The 17,990-nt window shown below is 40.7% G+C and carries 10 protein-coding genes; 7 read left to right on the top strand and 3 right to left on the bottom strand.

The window, feature by feature from the left end:
- Positions 1-195: 195 nt before the first annotated feature.
- Complete coding sequence (locus B7723_RS01350) at positions 196-1,827, bottom strand: Na/Pi cotransporter family protein (protein WP_084848925.1); 1,632 nt, start codon at positions 1,825-1,827, stop codon at positions 196-198.
- 332 nt (positions 1,828-2,159) lie between these two features.
- On the opposite strand from B7723_RS01350, the gene B7723_RS01345 reads away from it, so the two are divergent.
- Entirely contained in the window at positions 2,160-6,884 is a 4,725-nt protein-coding gene (locus B7723_RS01345) for an endo-beta-N-acetylglucosaminidase (protein WP_084848924.1), read from the top strand.
- A 117-nt stretch (positions 6,885-7,001) separates the two neighbouring features.
- Here the strand turns inward: B7723_RS01345 and B7723_RS01340 are convergent, their stop codons facing one another.
- Together B7723_RS01340 and B7723_RS01335 are read right to left on the bottom strand one after the other, a co-directional pair.
- Positions 7,002-7,370 carry a hypothetical protein gene (locus B7723_RS01340; protein WP_084848923.1) on the bottom strand — a complete coding sequence of 123 codons (369 nt, stop codon included), beginning with the start codon at positions 7,368-7,370 and terminating at the stop codon, positions 7,002-7,004.
- A gap of 84 nt (positions 7,371-7,454) precedes the next feature.
- The gene (locus tag B7723_RS01335; protein WP_084848922.1) at positions 7,455-8,381 is read right to left on the bottom strand and encodes a helix-turn-helix transcriptional regulator; all 927 of its coding nucleotides are present in this window, start codon (positions 8,379-8,381) and stop codon (positions 7,455-7,457) included.
- 353 nt (positions 8,382-8,734) lie between these two features.
- On the opposite strand from B7723_RS01335, the gene B7723_RS01330 reads away from it, so the two are divergent.
- The 6 genes from B7723_RS01330 (at position 8,735) to B7723_RS10595 (ending at position 17,847) form a co-directional block, all read left to right on the top strand.
- Positions 8,735-9,934: a phosphoglycerate kinase gene (locus B7723_RS01330; protein ID WP_001096776.1), complete on the top strand. Its 1,200-nt coding sequence runs from the start codon at positions 8,735-8,737 to the stop codon at positions 9,932-9,934.
- 164 nt (positions 9,935-10,098) lie between these two features.
- Positions 10,099-14,742: an antigen I/II family LPXTG-anchored adhesin gene (locus B7723_RS01325; RefSeq protein WP_084848921.1), complete on the top strand. Its 4,644-nt coding sequence runs from the start codon at positions 10,099-10,101 to the stop codon at positions 14,740-14,742.
- A gap of 133 nt (positions 14,743-14,875) precedes the next feature.
- Positions 14,876-15,403 (top strand): FUSC family protein, encoded by a 528-nt coding sequence (locus tag B7723_RS01320; RefSeq protein ID WP_000119887.1) that lies wholly within the window; start codon positions 14,876-14,878, stop codon positions 15,401-15,403.
- Positions 15,404-15,479: 76 nt separating this feature from the next.
- The gene (gene glnR, locus B7723_RS01315) at positions 15,480-15,836 is read left to right on the top strand and encodes a transcriptional repressor GlnR (RefSeq protein WP_065371382.1); all 357 of its coding nucleotides are present in this window, start codon (positions 15,480-15,482) and stop codon (positions 15,834-15,836) included.
- A 36-nt stretch (positions 15,837-15,872) separates the two neighbouring features.
- Complete coding sequence (gene glnA, locus B7723_RS01310) at positions 15,873-17,219, top strand: type I glutamate--ammonia ligase (RefSeq protein ID WP_007522284.1); 1,347 nt, start codon at positions 15,873-15,875, stop codon at positions 17,217-17,219.
- 406 nt (positions 17,220-17,625) lie between these two features.
- The gene (locus B7723_RS10595) at positions 17,626-17,847 is read left to right on the top strand and encodes a hypothetical protein (RefSeq protein WP_225901777.1); all 222 of its coding nucleotides are present in this window, start codon (positions 17,626-17,628) and stop codon (positions 17,845-17,847) included.
- Positions 17,848-17,990 lie beyond the last annotated feature (143 nt).

The following is a 17,990-nucleotide window of genomic DNA, read 5'->3' as shown; positions in this document are numbered from 1 at the left end:
AATGGAATCAAAGCATTTTTTATATGTTCCAAAAGAAATTCTTGATGAGGAGACAAAAAAGCCATCCCATTCAGGACAGCTTCTTGGTACTTATACTCAATGAAAATCAAAGAGCAAACTAGGAAACTAACCGCAGGCTGTACTTGAGTACGGCAAGGCGACGTTGACGTGTTTTGAAGAGATTTTCGAAGAGTATTAGATTTGTTCAGCAATGACCTTTTCAGCTAGGTTCATAGCATGGTCAGATACACGAGTGTAGTGGGAAATGATGTCTATAAAGTTGACTCCAGCTTGTGTAGAACACTCACCCTTGTTAAGGCGTTTGATATGGGTCTTTCTGAGAACACGTTCCATATTGTTGATTTCTTTATGGCGTTCAATCAGACTCTGAGCTTTTTCAATATCATTGTTTTCCACACTATCAAGGGCATCCTTGATAAAGTCAGTAGTTTTTTGATAGATATCCGCCAATTCCTGCAAAGCAGCTTCAGAGAACTGAACATTCTTACGTTGGAGGTAGTCTGTTAGGTTGAGCAAGCCTTCTGCGTGGTCCCCAATCCGTTCCAAATCACGAGATGAATCCAGAATGTTGGTCAAGACTTCGCTTTCCTTTTGGCTCAAGGATTCGCTTGAGAGTCTGATGAGGTAACGAGTGAGTTTTTCATCGATGGTGTTGATGGCTTCCTCTGTCTTGTGCCCTTTTTCAGCTACCTTTTCATCCATACCGATGATATAGGTATAAGAAAGGTCAAAAGCTTTGGTTGAATAGTTCCCTAAGTGCAAAAGTTCTTTTTTGGCATTTCCTAGAGCGATAGAAGGAGATTGCTGGATAAGTTGCTCGTCGAGATAGAGGGGTTCGTACTTGACAACCTCGTCTTCACCAGGGATGAGCTTGGTTACAAAGTAGGCCAAGACTCCGATGAATGGAAATTGTACAATGGTGTTACTTACGTTAAAGGCACCGTGAGAGAAGGCAATTGTCATCTCAGGTGAGAGGTGAAGGAGTGCCTGGAAGTACTCGATCATAGCAGTAAAGGGGCCTAATAGGATTAAGCAAAGAATAGTTCCTAAAACGTTAAAGGTAACGTGGGTTGCCGCAACGCGCTTTGCAGAGACATTGGCTCCAGCTGCTGCGATGATCACGGTTAGGGTTGTCCCGATATTATCTCCGAAAAGAACTGGTAGCGAACCTTTAAGGTCAAGAAACCCACCTGCATAGAGGCCTTGCAAAATCCCGATTGTAGCCGAGGAAGCCTGGATGAGGACGGTAATCACTGCACCGGCCACCACTCCTAAAATGGGGTTTTGTCCCAAGGTGACCATATACTCCTTGAATTGTGGTAAATCTTTAAGTGGGCTCATACCGGCACTGATGAGGTTAAGGGCGTAGAAGATTCCCCCAACACCAAACAGGATGCGCCCGATATTGTTTGCTGTTCTGTTTTTTGTAAAGAAGAGGAACATGGTTCCAAGGAAAATCAAGGGCAAAGCATACTCACCAAGCTTGAAACCGATGATAAAGGAAGTAACAGTGGTTCCGATGTTGGCTCCCATGATAATTCCGATAGCCTGTCTAAGAGTGAGAAGACTAGCGCTGACCAGCCCAACCGTGATAACTGTAACCCCTGTACTTGACTGAATCAGGGCGGTCACGACAATCCCGACTAGAACACCTAAAAAGGGATTGCTAGTGTACTTGTCAATGTAAAAACGAAGGCGATCTCCAGCAGCTTGTTGCAAACCGTCTCCCATGGTCTTGATACTGTATAAAAACAGTCCTAGACCTCCTAAAAAGTGAAATAAAATTTCCTGCCAATTAATGGACATTTCTTTTTCCTCCGAAAAATAATAACGGAATTTCTCCTATTCTATTTTAAAGGATAAAAGTAAATCTCACAAGTGTTTAGCTGAAATTTTCATAAGAAACAAGAACTTTCTTTTAAAATGAGAGATAGATTTCCTTTAAGATAGATGATTTATAGGATTGTGTCCAAATTTTACTGATTATTATCCTAGTTATAGTTTTTATGTTAAATAGATTGACATCGCTTTCATATAGGATAAAATGAAGATGATCCTGTTCTGGTGGTGTGCACTGAGAACAGTTACTTTTTATCAAAAAGTAAAGCGCTTACTTTATATTTTATTAGGAGGATAAGATGAAAGATCTATTTTTTGAAAAACGTTGCCGTTACAGTATTCGTAAGCTGTCAATCGGAGCCTGTTCCTTGATGATTGGTTCAGCTCTATTTGTGAGTCCAGCTCTTGCCGAACAAGTCGCAGTCCCTGAAACAGCTGCAAATACGAGCGCCCAAGCTACAAGCGCTAGTGAAACAGCTAATCCAGATACTGTAGCCCTTGAAAAACAATTAGAGGAAACAGAGAACAAAGTAGCTGATCAACCAATTTCAGAAAGCACTCCAGCAATAACGGATCTGGTTAATGAAAAAGAAGAGGCAAAACCCGCTCCGACAGATAAAACTGAAAAACCTGCTCAACCAACTGAAAAAGAAGAAGTCAAACCAGAGGAAACTCCTCAAGTGGCTGAGAAGAAAGCCGACAAACCGACTCTAGCAGACGTTCCTAAAAATGAAGAAAAGAGTCTCCGACCAAAAGAAATCAAATTTGATACTTGGGAGGATTTGTTAAAATGGGAACCGGGTGCGCGTGAGGATGATCCTATTAACCGTTCCTCAGTTGAACTCGCCAAGCGCCACAGAGGCCAGTTGGTTAATGAAAAAGCAAGCAGAAGAGCCAAGGTTCAGGCGCTGGCAAATACCAACTCAAAGGCCAAAGACCACGCTTCTGTTGGTGGAGAAGAATTCAAGGCCTACGCTTTTGATTACTGGCAATACTTGGATTCAATGGTCTTCTGGGAAGGTCTAGTTCCAACTCCAGATGTCATTGATGCAGGCCACCGCAACGGAGTTCCCGTTTATGGAACCCTCTTTTTCAACTGGTCAAATAGCATTGCCGACCAAGAGAAATTTGCAGCTGCCTTGAAACAAGATGCAGATGGCACCTTCCCAATTGCACGCAAACTCGTTGATCTTGCTAAGTACTATGGCTTTGATGGCTATTTCATTAATCAGGAAACAACGGGGGAATTGGTAGCACCTCTTGGTGAAAAAATGCGCCAATTCATGCTCTATACAAAAGAATATGCAGCCAAAGTCAACCACCCAATCAAGTATGCTTGGTACGATGCCATGACCTACAAATACGGTCGTTACCACGAAGATGGTCTAGGTGATTACAACTACCAGTTCATGCAAAAAGAAGGAGACAAAGTTCCTGCGGACCAATTCTTTGCCAATTTCAACTGGAACAAGGAAAAGAATGACCACTCCGTAGAGATGGCCAAATGGCTAGAACGTAGCCAGTATGATGTCTTTGCAGGCTTGGAATTGCAACAAGGTGGTTCTTATAAGACCAAAGTCAAATGGGATGCCCTCTTAGATGAAAAAGGCAAGTTGCGTTTGTCACTTGGACTCTTTGCACCAGATACGATTACCAGTCTAGGAAAAACAGGCGAAGACTACCACAAGAATGAAGACATCTTCTTCACAGGCTACCAAGGAGATCCAACGGCTCAAAAACCAGCAGATAAAGAGTGGTATGGGATTGCCAATTTAGTTGCGGACCGCACACCAGCAGTTGGCCGAACCTTCACGACCTCCTTTAATACAGGTCATGGTAGAAAATGGTTTGTAGACGGTAAAGTTTCTAAGGATTCTGAGTGGAACTACCGTTCGGTTTCGGGTGTCTTGCCAACATGGCGCTGGTGGCAGACTTCAACGGGGGAAAAACTTCGTGCAGAATACGACTTTACAGATGCCTATAATGGAGGGAACTCCCTTAAATTCTCAGGTGATGTAGCTGGTAAGACGAACCAGGATGTGAATTTGTATTCTACCAAACTAGAAGTAACTGAGAAAACCAAACTTCGTGTTGCCCACAAGGGAGGAAAAGGCTCTAAAGTTTATATGGCCTTCTCTACGACTCCAGACTACAAATTTGAGGATGCAGTTGCATGGAAAGAACTGACTCTCTCTGATGACTGGAAGAATGAAGAATTTGACCTCAGCTCACTAGCAGGTAAAACCATCTATGCAGTCAAACTCTTCTTCGAGCATGAAGGAGCTGTAAAAGATTATCAGTTTAACCTAGGTCAATTAACCATTTCAGATAATCACCAAGCACCACAAGCGCCTACAGGCCTTTCTGTGGTGAAACAATCTCTTAAAAATGCCCAAGAAGCTGAAGCAGTGGTCCAATTTGCTGGTAACCAAGATGCGGATTTCTATGAAGTCTACGAAAAAGACGGTGATAACTGGCGTTTGTTGACAGGTTCATCTGCTTCAACCATCTACTTGCCAAAAATTAGCCGTTCTGCTAATGCGACTGGTAGGACTCAGGAACTGAAAGTCGTTGCAGTTGGTAAAAATGGCCTCCGTTCTGAGGCTGCAACTGCGTCATTCAACTGGGGGATGACAGTTCAGGATACAACTCTCCCAAGACCTTTGGCTGAAAATATTGTTCCAGGTGCAAAGGTTATCGGTAGCACTTTCCCAAATACTGAAGGCGGGGAAGGCATCGAAGGCATGTTGAACGGTACGATTACAAGTCTGTCAGATAAGTGGTCTTCAGCTCAGCTGAGCGGTAGTGTGGATATTCGCTTGACCAAGCCACGTACCGTTGTTAGATGGGTCATGGATCATGCGGGAGCTGGTGGTGAGTCTGTTAACGACGGTTTGATGAACACCAAAGATTTTGACCTTTACTACAAGGATACAGACGGTGAGTGGAAACTAGCTAAGGAAGTCCGTGGCAACAAAGCACACGTGACAGATATCACTCTTGACAAACCAATTACTGCCCAAGACTGGCGCCTAAAAGTTATCACTTCAGATAATGGGACACCTTGGAAGGCCATTCGTATATACAACTGGAAGATGTACGAAACACTAGATACAGAAAGTCAAAATATTCCAATGGCTAAGGTAGCGGCCCGTTCACTTGGAAACCATCAAGTTCAACTAGGCTTCTCTGATGTTCCAGCGGGTGCAACTATCACCGTTTACGACAAGGCAGATTCACAAACACCAATTGCAACCTTGAAGTCTGAAACTGGAGGCGACTTGGCAACAGCACCATTGGGCTTTGACAAGCAACCAACTCTCCTCTACTATCGTACCCAACTACCTGGCAAAGAAATCAGTAACACCTTGGCAGTAGCAATTCCGCAGGATGAGAGAAAAATTGCTGCAGTTAGCCTTGAAAAAGGACCTAAGAAGATAGTTTACAAAGAGGGAGAAAAACTTGACCTCAGAGGCGGAACCCTCCGTGTTCAGTACGAAGGGGGACAAGCCGATGAGCTGATTAACCTTACTCACTCAGGTGTGACTGTTTCTGGATACGACGCTCATCAAAAAGGGGAACAAAAGCTCACAGTCAGCTACCTTGGACTTTCGGTTACTGGTGACTTAAAAGTACAAGTGACTGGTCAAGATGAAGGAAAACCAAAGGAAGTAGCAGGTTTGTACATTACTAAGAAACCAAAAACAGACTATCTAGTAGGAGAGCAACTGGATCTCTCTGAAGGTCGCTTCGGTGTTCTCTATGATGATGAGACAGAAGAAAGCCATGCCTTTACGGACCAAGGTGTTGAAATCACGGGCTATGATGCTCAGAAGACTGGACGCCAGACCTTGACCTTGCATTACAAGGGACATACTGCTGAGTTCAATGTCTTGGTTTCTCCAAAAGCAGCTGTCAACGACGAGTACCTCAAACAAGAAATTACTGCTGCCCAAGGCCGTCAGTCAACCCTTGCCTACACCTTCTCAAGCGAGGACAAACAAGCAGCACTAGTAGAGAAGCTCAATGCAGCGAAAGCTGTAGCAGAAAACCATAATGCTAGCCAAGAAGAAGTCAATCGGGCTTTGAATGAGTTGAAACAAGCAGGGACAGCCTTGGATGGAAATCAACGTTATCAGACAGCTAGAGAAGAATTGGAAGGTTTGCTCGAATCTGTCCGTGAAAAAGATCCTAAAGCTGAGTTGATTGAACAAGCAGAAACTTTATTAGCTTCAGAGATGCCAACTCCACAAGCTTTTTCAGAAATGAAAGAAAAGCTGAATAAGAAACTAGCTCCTGCAGAAGAAAGCCATCATGTTGGTAGCATGGATCCAAATGAAGTGGCCCCGACGGTTGAGGCCCTCCCTGAACTAGTTATTGAAACTGAAACAACAGCCTATGAACGTCAGGAGCGACCAAACTCCGAATTTCTCAAAGGACAACGCCGTGTTGTGCAAGCTGGAGTTGAAGGTCAAGTTCGCCACTTTGTAGCAGTAGATACCCAAGGTAGACGCACTCTTCGTTCGACTGAGGTAGTCAAGGAAGCAATCCCAGAAATCACCGAAGTTGGAACAAAAGTTCTATCAAGCAACCAACCAGCTGAAGGTGTGAAAGATTTAGTTCTAGAAACTCCGAAACTGGAAGTTGAAGAGGGAACAGTTTCCTTCGAACGTCAAGAACGACCAAATGCAGCCCTTCTCAAAGGCAAACGCCAGCTAGTTCAAGCAGGCGTTGAAGGCCAAGTTCGTCGCTTTGTAGAAGTTGATGCTCAGGGCAAACGCACCCTTCATTCTACTGAGGTTCTCAAGGAAGCTCTTCCAGAAATTGTCGAAGTAGGAACGAAAGAAGAGCAAGTCTCACAAACAAGGGATCAAGCGCTCTCAGCAACGCCAGCAAAAATTGAAGAAGTAAGTAAAGAGCTTCCAAATACGGGAGCGACAAGAGATGCTAGTCTAGTAGCGCTGGGACTCCTCGGACTAATGAGTGGCTACGGCTTGCTTGCTGGAAAGAAGAGAGAAGACTAATCAGATTTACGAATCTTGGATTTTCTCATAAAAATAAAAAACAAGGTTTGACTGTAGATTAGTCAGGCCTTGTTTTTAGTTTTGAAATTGAAGAGTAAATTTGAAGCTAGATTTTTGTTATTCAATTCCTTGGATAAATTTTTGGAAACGATAGGTGTCGAAATAAATATTGGATGCAACTAATTTATCAAATTCATCGAATTTCAGAAATTCTGCGACATCCAGTTCAAGTTCTTTTCCTTGAGGAGAATGTAGACGGTAGCGATTTAAAGCTGAGACTGCTCGACCATCAACAAGTAATTGCTTCACTTCAAGATGCTGGCTCAAAGCATAGAATTGGCCTGCACCTTGCAAATAAATATCACGTCCTTGTCGAATTTTTATACTATCGCACATGCCATAGTCAAAGTTTTCAGCTACGAAATCTTCCCAGCCTCCCTCATTTACTGCCGTAAAATAGCTTTCTGCAAGTGTTTTTGTATCCATTTGGAACCTCCTGTAAAATAATTGGGCTATGATGAATATCACGAAATATTTTGCCCACTTAAGAGTATACAAAAGGAAATATGACTACAGGTTGTCATATTGCTGAAGATTTTTTTTGAGAGTACTGACCAGTAGATTTTGTAAGTGACTTGGAGATACGACCTTTACTTGATAACCAAAGCTTAAGAGTAAATCAAAAAATGCAGGAGTTAAAGCTCTGAATGCTTGAACTTTTATTATTTCGTCCTCGACTCTGATTTCTTCTTCCGTGAAGTGATCGTAGATTTTTGGGAGTGCAAATCTTGTAAAAACTAGTTCGATTTCTTCTCTTTGCCCCTCCACTTTATTTTTGGGGGGATTTAAAAAAAGCTCTAACTTTTCTTGAGATAAACGTGGATAATCGAATGGTTTATCTTTTATCTCCACTAGTTCTAGTTCACGAATTCGAGTTAATTTAAAAATACGAAAATCTAATTTTTCTAAGCAGTAACCGATAACATACCAAGCATTCAGTTTATAGATCAATCTGTATGGAATAACCGTTCGCTGACTTTTCTCTTGCTTTTTCGAATAGTAAGAAAAAGAAATCATCTGTTCAGTTTGTATCGCTTCCTCAATGTCTAGTAAATAATTTGTATTAAGAGTCCAGGAACTGAGATCAAAGTAAAAAGGACTGTTTGCTCTTGCAATATCTTGAGAAGAAAGCTTGTGTTCGATACTGTCAAGACTTGAATGACCAACGATTTTACTAACATTTTGGCTCATATTAATGATAAACTGTCTCTCTTCCTCAGTGAAAAAGTTCCTGTCTATCTTATAGTCGCTTGGTATATAGAAACCTCCCTTATCTCCGCGTTCCGAATAGATTGGGATCCCCGCTAAACTGAGTGTATCCATGTCCCTATATACAGTTCGAGTAGATATTTCAAACCTCTCTGCAATCTCTTTAGCTGTTACCCTCTTCTTATTTAAAAGAGACAGTAGAATATAGATTAGTCTTTCTAATTTCATGATAGCAATTCCCCTTCTTTTAATCTCAAATAGCACAAACTGAAGAAACTATTTTAGTTATATTGTATAATAAGAAACCTAGCAATTCAAAAAGAAGGACTGTAGAGTTTAGAATATTAAGGATTAAAATGTTAGAAAAAGAATGGTATAGAAGTAATTAGGTAGATCAATCAAGAAATTTACCTAAATTATTCCAACCGAATTATGTGAAAATTGCCATTTCCCGTACGGTAATCCTAGATTTTTAGGTTAGTAGATAGAAGAATGAACAAGAAAAGTTTAGGGTTTTTCTATCTCTTTTGCTGATTTTGTGATATAATTAACACGTATAAAAAAAGAAGGAGTCATATCTAATGGCAAAATTGACTGTTAAAGACGTTGACTTGAAAGGGAAAAAAGTTCTCGTTCGTGTTGACTTCAACGTACCTGTTAAAGATGGCGTGATTACCAATGACAACCGTATCACTGCAGCTCTTCCAACTATCAAGTACATCCTTGAACAAGGTGGACGTGCAATCCTCTTCTCTCACCTTGGACGTGTAAAAGAAGAAGCAGACAAAGAAGGTAAATCACTTGCTCCTGTAGCTGCTGACTTGGCTACTAAATTGGGACAAGAAGTTAAATTTATCCCAGGTGTTACACGTGGTGCTGAATTGGAAGCCGCTGTTAACGCTCTTGAAGATGGACAAGTTCTCTTGGTTGAAAACACTCGTTTCGAAGATGTTGACGGCAAGAAAGAATCTAAAAATGACCCTGAGCTTGGTAAATACTGGGCATCACTTGGAGACGGTATCTTCGTAAACGATGCATTTGGTACAGCTCACCGTGCACACGCATCTAACGTTGGTATCTCAGCAAACGTTGAAAAAGCAGTTGCTGGATTCCTTCTTGAAAACGAGATTGCTTACATCCAAGAAGCAGTTGAAGCTCCAGAACGTCCATTCGTAGCGATTCTTGGTGGTTCAAAAGTTTCAGACAAGATTGGTGTTATCGAAAACTTGCTTGAAAAAGCTGATAAAGTGCTTATCGGTGGTGGGATGACTTACACATTCTACAAAGCTCAAGGTATCGAAATCGGTAACTCACTTGTAGAAGAAGACAAATTGGATGTTGCGAAAGCTCTTCTTGAAAAAGCAAACGGCAAATTGATCTTGCCAGTTGACTCAAAAGAAGCAAACGCATTTGCTGACTACACTGAAGTGAAAGACACTGAAGGTGAAGCAGTAGACCCAGGTTTCCTTGGTTTGGATATCGGTCCAAAATCTATCGCTAAATTTGACGAAGCTTTGACTGGTGCCAAAACAGTTGTATGGAACGGACCTATGGGTGTATTTGAAAACCCTGACTTCCAAGCTGGTACAATCGGTGTCATGGACGCTATCGTGAAACAACCTGGTGTTAAATCAATCATCGGTGGTGGTGACTCAGCTGCTGCAGCCATCAACCTTGGCCGTGCAGACAAGTTCTCATGGATCTCTACTGGTGGTGGAGCATCAATGGAACTCCTTGAAGGTAAAGTATTGCCAGGACTTGCAGCTTTGACTGAAAAATAAATAGTTTAACTAAAGGAAGATGGTGTGACCATCTTCTTTTTAATTTAATTTATAAATAGGTGGAATTTTTCTATAAATAAAAAAAGAGTAAATATTTGCATCCTGCCTTGTAAAGTGCTAGTATAAAAAGTAACGACTAAATTTAGATAAGGAAAAGGATTATAATGAAAAATAAAAAAGAAGTCTATGGATTTCGTAAAAGCAAAGTTGCGAAAACGTTGTGTGGTGCTGTTTTAGGAACTGCTTTGATTGCTTTTGCAGACAAAGCAGTATTTGCTGATGAAGTTACAGAGACAACTAGTACAAGTACAGTTGAGGTAGCTACTACAGGGAACCCAGCCACAAATCTACCTGAAGCTCAGGGTGAAATGAGCCAAGTTGCCAAAGCAAGCCAAGCTAAGGCTGGTTCTAAAGACTCAGCTTTGCCAGTAGAAGTATCATCAGCTGATTTGGATAAAGCAGTTGCTGATGCAAAATCTGCAGGAGTTAAGGTAGTTCAAGATGAAACAAAAGACAAAGGAACAGCCACAACTGCTACAGAGAATGCTCAAAAACAAGATGAGATTAAAAGCGACTATGCTAAACAGGCTGAAGAAGTAAAGACAACAACTGAAGCATATAAAAAAGAAGTCGCAGCTCATCAGGCTGAAACAGATAAAATCAATGCTGAAAACAAAGCAGCGGATGACAAGTACCAAAAAGATCTAAAAAGTCATCAAGAAGAAGTTGAAAAAATCAACACTGCTAATGCAACAGCTAAAGCAGAATATGAGGCTAAGCTAGCACAATATCAAAAAGATTTAGCAACTGTCAAAAAAGCAAATGAAGATAGTCAACAGGATTATCAAAATAAACTTTCAGCTTACCAGACAGAATTAGCTCGAGTACAAAAAGCTAATGCTGAAGCTAAAGAGGCTTATGATAAAGCAGTAAAAGAAAACACAGCTAAAAACGAAGCGCTTAAAGCTGAAAATGAAGCTATTAAACAGCGTAATGAAACTGCAAAAGCGAATTATGAAGCAGCGATGAAGCAGTATGAAGCAGACCTTGCAGCTATTAAGAAAGCTAAAGAGGATAATGATGCTGATTATCAAGCTAAATTAGCAGCTTATCAGACAGAATTGGCACGTGTTCAAAAGGCTAATTCTGATGCAAAAGCAGCCTATGAAAAGGCTGTTGAAGAAAATACAGCTAAAAACAATGCTATCCAAGCTGAAAATGAAGCTATTAAGCAGCGTAACGCCACTGCAAAATCGACTTATGATGCAGCGGTGAAGAAATATGAAGCAGATTTGGCGGCAGTTAAGCAAGCAAATGCTACCAACGAAGCAGACTACCAAACTAAGCTAGCAGCTTATCAGACAGAACTAGCTCGCGTTCAAAAAGCAAATGCCGATGCAAAAGCAGCCTATGAAAAGGCTGTTGAAGATAATAAGGTAAAAAATGCTGCGATTGAAGCTGAGAATGAAGCAATCAAACAACGCAATGCCGCGGCTAAAACTGACTATGAAGCAAAATTAGCTAAATACGAAGCTGATCTTGCCAAATATAAGAAAGAGTTGGCTGAGTATCCGGCTAAGTTGCAAGCTTATGAAGCTGAGCAGGCCAAAATTAAGGCAGCTATGGCTTTAGCAGAATCAAAGAAGAATGAAGATGGAAACTTGAGTCGCCCAAGTGCTCAAAGTTTGATTTTCAAATCGGAGCCTAATGCTGAACTTTCATTGACTACAACTGGTGAATTTGTTAGCTATACTGGCATGGAAGCAGCTGTGAAGAATACTGCAGAATTTGCCAATAAACTCTTCCAGTTGGATAACTTTAAAGTAACAGACATTCAAAATGCTAACTACCAGACAAACAAACAGGAAAGCTTTGGTACAGTCGGTAAGTATTCTGAGTACAATTCAAATGTAACAAGTGGTAAGGGACCAACTGAATGGTCTTCAGTCCTGCTGAAACGAGGTCAGTCTGCAACAGCAACTTATACGAATCTTCAGGGGACTTACTATCAAGGGAAAAAAGTTTCTAAAATCGTCTATACTTATACTCTTGATCCTAGTTCCAAGTTCCGCAATGATAAGGCTTGGTTGGGAATTTTTAAAGACCCAACGATGGGGGTTTTCGCTTCGGCTTATACTGGTAATACAGAAGATGCTACCTCTCTCTTCGTTAAGACTGAGTTTCAATTCTATGATGAAGATGGTCAAATTATTAATTTTGACAAGGCCTTGATGTCTGTAGCGTCTCTTAACCGCGAAGCAAACTCAATCGAGATGGCTAAAGATTATACTGGGAATTTCATCAAAATTTCGGGTTCTTCAGTTGGTGAAAAGAACGGCCAAATTTATGCGACAGAATCTGAAAACTTCAAAAAAGGAGTTGGTGGTTCCCGCTTCACCATGTATAAGAATAGTCAACCAGATTCTGGTTGGGATAATGCAGATGCACCAAACTCTTGGTATGGTGCGGGAGCAGTGGAAATCTCAGGTCCTTCAAATAGTATGACTATCGGAACAATTTCGTCTTCAGAAGTGTTGGGACAGCCTGCAGCGAATGATCCACGTAGAGCAGAGAAATTATCTCCCAAAAAGCCAAATATTTGGTTTGCGATTAACGGAAATGTTCGAGCAACTAATTTGCCAACCATCACATTAGAAAAACCAACTCCGCCAGTAGAACCAACTGCACCACAAGCTCCTACTTATGAGACAGAGAAACCATTGGAACCAGCTCCAGTAGCACCAAGCTACGAAAATGAGCCAACACCACCGGTAAAAACTCCAGATCAACCAGAGCCATCAAAACCAGAAGAGCCAACATATGAGACAGAGAAACCATTGGAACCAGCTCCAGTAGCACCAAGCTACGAAAATGAGCCAACACCACCGGTAAAAACTCCAGATCAACCGGAGCCATCAAAACCAGAAGAGCCAACATATGAGACAGAGAAACCATTGGAACCAGCTCCAGTAGCGCCAAGCTATGAAAATGAGCCAACTCCACCGGTAAAAACTCCAGATCAACCAGAGCCATCAAAACCGGAAGAGCCAAATTATGATCCGTTGCCAACACCACCGGTAGCACCAACTCCTAAGCAGTTGCCAACACCACCAGCGGTGCCAACAGTTCACTTCCATTACAATCGTCTATTTGCGCAACCTCAGATTAATAAAGAAATTAAAAATGAGGATGGAGTAGATATCAATCGTACTCTCGTTGCTAAGCAGTCTGTAGTGAAGTTTGAGTTGAAAACAGAAGCGTTGACAGCTGGTCGTCCAAAAACAACTTCGTTTGTATTGGTAGATCCACTTCCAACTGGCTATCAGTTTGATTTGGAAGCAACCAAGGCTGCAAGCAAAGGTTTTGAAACAAGCTATGACAAAGCTAGTCACACTGTGACCTTTAAGGCTACTGAGGAGACCTTGGCTGCTTTCAATGCAGATTTGACAAAATCCTTTGAGACTCTATATCCAACTGTTGTTGGTCGTGTCTTGAATGATGGGGCAACTTATACAAATAACTTTACATTGACAGTCAACGACGCCTACGGTGTTAAGTCAAACATTGTTCGTGTAACGACTCCAGGTAAACCAAATGATCCTGACAATCCAAATAACAACTACATCAAGCCTTTGAAAGTTAACAAGAACAAGAAAGGTGTAAATATTGATGGTAAAGAGGTTCTAGCTGGTTCAACGAACTACTATGAACTTACATGGGATTTGGACCAATACAAGGGAGATAAATCTTCTAAAGAAGCGATTCAAAATGGTTTCTACTATGTGGATGATTATCCAGAAGAAGCCTTAACCCTTCAACCAGAATTGGTTAAGATCCGTGATCTAGAGGGCAACCTTGTATCAGGTATCAGTGTTCAACAATTTGATAGTTTAGAAGCTGCGCCTAAGAAGGTTCAAGATCTGTTGAAGAAAGCAAACATCACTGTTAAAGGTGCTTTCCAACTCTTCTCAGCTGATAATCCAGCCGAATTCTACAAGAACTATGTAGCAGCAGGAAAATCATTGCTCATCACAGATCCGATGACAGTTAAACCTGAATTTGGTCAAACGGGTGGTAAGTATGAAAACAAAGCTTACCAAATTGATTTTGGAAATGGTTATGCTACAGAAGTAGTTGTCAACAATGTACCGAAAATCACACCTAAAAAAGATGTGACAATCAGTATGGATCCAAGCAGTGACAATATTGATGGTCAAACCATTCCGTTGAACCAGTACTTCAATTATCGTTTAATCGGTGGTTTGATTCCACAAAATCATTCTGAGGACTTGAATGACTATAGTTTTGTAGATGATTATGACCAAAAAGGTGATCAATACACTGGAAACTATAAAGTTCTTGCCAAGGTTGATATCCGATTGAAAGACGGTCGTGTTATCAAGGCAGGGACAGACTTAACAGCTGAAACACAGGTTGAACATGATCAAGATAAGGGAATGATTACCATTCGATTCAAGGAGGAATTCCTTCAAGAGATTCAGTTGGATTCTCCATTCCAAGCTGAGACTTATATTCAAATGAAACGAATTGCTGTTGGAACCTTTGAAAATACCTATGTAAATACTGTGAACAAAGTTGCTTACGCCTCAAATACAGTTCGTACGACAACGCCAGAACCTAAGAAACCAGAGGAGCCAACGACTCCTACTCCAAATCCAAAAGGAAACCCTACTCTACCTCAAACAGGTACAAATGATTCAAGCTACATGCCATATCTTGGTCTAGCAGCTTTAGTAGGGGTTTTAGGACTTGGTCAGTTGAAACGTAAAGAAGACGAAAGCAAGTAAGCTCTGAATTTAAATAAAAAAGAGGAACTCTGTTTCCTCTTTTTCTTGTAGCTTGAATTAAAAACGCTTCCTATTGATTTTGGCTCATAAAATCAACTAATTTATGTTAAAATGGTAGTAGAAAGTTGAGATTATGAGTTATTTTAAAAAATATAAATTTGATAAGTCACAGTTCAAGCTTGGGATGCGAACCTTCAAAACAGGGATTGCAGTATTTATAGTTCTCTTGATTTTTGGTTTTTTTGGCTGGAAGGGCCTTCAAATCGGAGCACTAACAGCGGTCTTCAGTCTACGAGAGAGCTTTGATAAGAGTGTCCATTTTGGAACTTCGCGTATCTTAGGAAATAGCATTGGCGGTTTTTATGCCCTTGTCTTTTTCCTCTTAAACACTTTATTTCATGGAGCCTTTTGGGTAACCTTACTAGTTGTTCCGATTTGCACCATGTTAACCATTATGACAAATGTCGCCATGAACAACAAGGCAGGAGTTATCGGTGGTGTGGCGGCTATGTTGATTATTACCCTATCAATACCAAGCGGAGAAACATTTTTGTACGTGTTTGCGCGCGTATTTGAAACATTTATGGGAGTTTTTGTCGCAATCCTTGTAAATTATGATATTGAGCAACTGAAACTCTTTTGGGAGAAAAAAAGAAAATAATGTTACATTTTATGACATTATTCGTTGACGTATGTCTTTTTTTAGACTATAATAGACAGGAAGAAGGAAATTGTAAATGAAGGAAAGAGAATTTCGCCGAAATATGGCTGTTTTTCCTATCGGCAGTGTTATGAAATTGACCGATCTCTCGGCACGTCAGATTCGTTATTATGAAGATCAAGAGTTGATCAAACCTGATCGAAACGAAGGGAACCGTCGCATGTATTCTTTGAATGACATGGATCGTCTGCTTGAAATCAAAGATTACATCTCTGAAGGTCATAATATTGCTGCGATTAAGAAAAAATATGCTGAACGCGAGGCGAAGTCCAAGAAAGCTGTGAGTCAGACGGAAGTGCGTCGTGCACTCCACAATGAACTCCTCCAGCAGGGGCGCTTTACTTCAGTACGGTCACCCTTTGGTCGCGGTTAGGCAATCGCAAGTAGTCATATATTAAGGAGAAAACCCATGCCAATCACAGCTGCAGATATTCGTCGTGAAGTCAAGGAAAAAAATGTTACCTTTATCCGTCTCATGTTTTCAGATATTCTGGGAACCATGAAAAACGTCGAAATTCCTGCTACAGATGAACAGTTAGATAAGGTCTTGTCAAACAAAGCCATGTTTGATGGCTCTTCTATTGAAGGTTTTGTACGTATCAATGAATCAGATATGTACTTGTACCCAGACTTGGATACATGGACAGTCTTCCCATGGGGAGATGAAAATGGAAGTGTTGCAGGTTTAATCTGTGATGTCTATACAACAGAAGGCGAGCCATTTGCAGGTGACCCTCGTGGTAATCTGAAGAGTGCACTTCGTCATATGGAAGAAGTAGGATTCAAATCTTTCAACCTTGGTCCAGAACCAGAATTCTTCCTATTTAAGTTGGATGAAAATGGGGATCCAACACTTGAAGTAAATGACAAGGGTGGCTACTTTGATTTGGCGCCTACTGACCTTGCGGACAATACACGTCGTGAAATTGTGAATGTCTTGACCAAAATGGGATTTGAAGTAGAAGCGAGTCACCACGAGGTTGCGGTTGGACAACATGAAATTGACTTCAAGTATGATGAAGTCCTCCGTGCCTGTGACAAGATTCAAATCTTTAAACTCGTTGTTAAAACCATTGCTCGCAAACACGGCCTTTACGCAACCTTTATGGCGAAACCAAAATTTGGTATCGCTGGATCAGGTATGCACTGTAATATGTCCTTGTTTGATGCAGAAGGAAATAATGCCTTCTTTGATCCAAATGATCCAAAAGGAATGCAGTTGTCTGAAACAGCCTACCATTTCCTTGGTGGTTTGATCAAGCATGCTTACAACTATACTGCTATCATGAACCCAACAGTTAACTCATACAAACGTTTGGTTCCAGGTTATGAAGCACCTGTTTACATTGCTTGGGCTGGTCGTAACCGTTCGCCACTTGTGCGCGTACCGGCTTCACGCGGTATGGGAACTCGTCTTGAGTTGCGTTCAGTGGACCCAATGGCAAACCCATACATCGCTATGGCGGTTCTTTTGGAAGTTGGTTTGCATGGTATTGAAAACAAAATCGAAGCACCAGCTCCTATCGAAGAAAATATCTACATCATGACAGCAGAAGAGCGTAAGGAAGCTGGAATCACTGATCTTCCATCAACTCTTCATAACGCCTTGAAAGCTTTGACAGAAGATGAAGTGGTCAAGGCAGCCCTAGGTGAACACATCTACACTAGCTTCCTTGAAGCGAAACGTATCGAGTGGGCCAGCTATGCAACATTTGTTTCACAATGGGAAGTTGATAATTATCTTGATTTGTATTAAGAACATAAAAAAGATTATCTAATTGGATAATCTTTTTTATTATTGCAATTTTTTAAATGCATTTTGATACTATTCTTAGTATATATAATATGGTGAATTGAGCAAAAATGGATCATTAGTTGAATTGATTAAAAAGTAATAATATTCTGAAAAAACTCAGAATAATATTCCCGTAATCCTATCTCGAGAATCTCGCTAATGTATGAAATAGTAGGTTTTTAACATTCTAAAAAAAATTTACAATTTGACAACATATTTCTTGAAATACTAATTAGTAAATGATAAAATATCATTTGACATGAATGAGGTTTAGCTCTCGTTTTTATAGATTGATATATTATTTAATTGAAACTTATTCATGATATTTTACTATTATAAGAAAGGAGATTTTGTGTAAAAAAGACAGATGGTGGTTTCTGTTTTAAGAGATGGAGTCATCATAGCTTTAGCGGTGGGTTTAATTTATTTCACTAGACCCACTAAGGATGGAGATATAGGGGCGTCTTCAATTTTGCAATCAACTTCAAGTGATGAGAACAATTCAACTTTGAGTTTAAAAGGTCAACAACTTCCAGAATTTAAAACGGCCTCTCAAGATGGAAAATTGATTGCTAGTTCAGGACTGTAAGATAAACCTATATTAGTTGTCGAATGGGCTAGTTGGTGTCCTCGTTGTTAGAAACAACTACCCATTGTTCAGCAGATGTATGAAAAGTATGGAGATCAAATTCATTTTGTTCTTCTGAATATGAACGAACCAGGAAAAGAAAC

This window comes from Streptococcus oralis subsp. oralis, assembly GCF_002096435.1.
Classification (GTDB): Bacteria; Bacillota; Bacilli; order Lactobacillales; family Streptococcaceae; genus Streptococcus; species Streptococcus oralis_AA.
The sequence above is the reverse complement of the archived record's forward strand: the minus strand, read 5'-3'. Positions and strand labels throughout refer to the sequence as shown.

Excerpts from the sequence above, each read along its gene's own strand:
- B7723_RS01350 (WP_084848925.1), bottom strand. The coding sequence starts at position 1,827 with ATGTCCATTAATTGGCAGGAAATTTTATTTCACTTTTTAGGAGGTCTA.
- B7723_RS01345 (WP_084848924.1), top strand. The coding sequence starts at position 2,160 with ATGAAAGATCTATTTTTTGAAAAACGTTGCCGTTACAGTATTCGTAAG.
- B7723_RS01340 (WP_084848923.1), bottom strand. The coding sequence starts at position 7,370 with ATGGATACAAAAACACTTGCAGAAAGCTATTTTACGGCAGTAAATGAG.
- B7723_RS01335 (WP_084848922.1), bottom strand. The coding sequence starts at position 8,381 with ATGAAATTAGAAAGACTAATCTATATTCTACTGTCTCTTTTAAATAAG.
- B7723_RS01330 (WP_001096776.1), top strand. The coding sequence starts at position 8,735 with ATGGCAAAATTGACTGTTAAAGACGTTGACTTGAAAGGGAAAAAAGTT.
- B7723_RS01325 (WP_084848921.1), top strand. The coding sequence starts at position 10,099 with ATGAAAAATAAAAAAGAAGTCTATGGATTTCGTAAAAGCAAAGTTGCG.
- B7723_RS01320 (WP_000119887.1), top strand. The coding sequence starts at position 14,876 with ATGAGTTATTTTAAAAAATATAAATTTGATAAGTCACAGTTCAAGCTT.
- glnR (WP_065371382.1), top strand. The coding sequence starts at position 15,480 with ATGAAGGAAAGAGAATTTCGCCGAAATATGGCTGTTTTTCCTATCGGC.
- glnA (WP_007522284.1), top strand. The coding sequence starts at position 15,873 with ATGCCAATCACAGCTGCAGATATTCGTCGTGAAGTCAAGGAAAAAAAT.
- B7723_RS10595 (WP_225901777.1), top strand. The coding sequence starts at position 17,626 with ATGGTGGTTTCTGTTTTAAGAGATGGAGTCATCATAGCTTTAGCGGTG.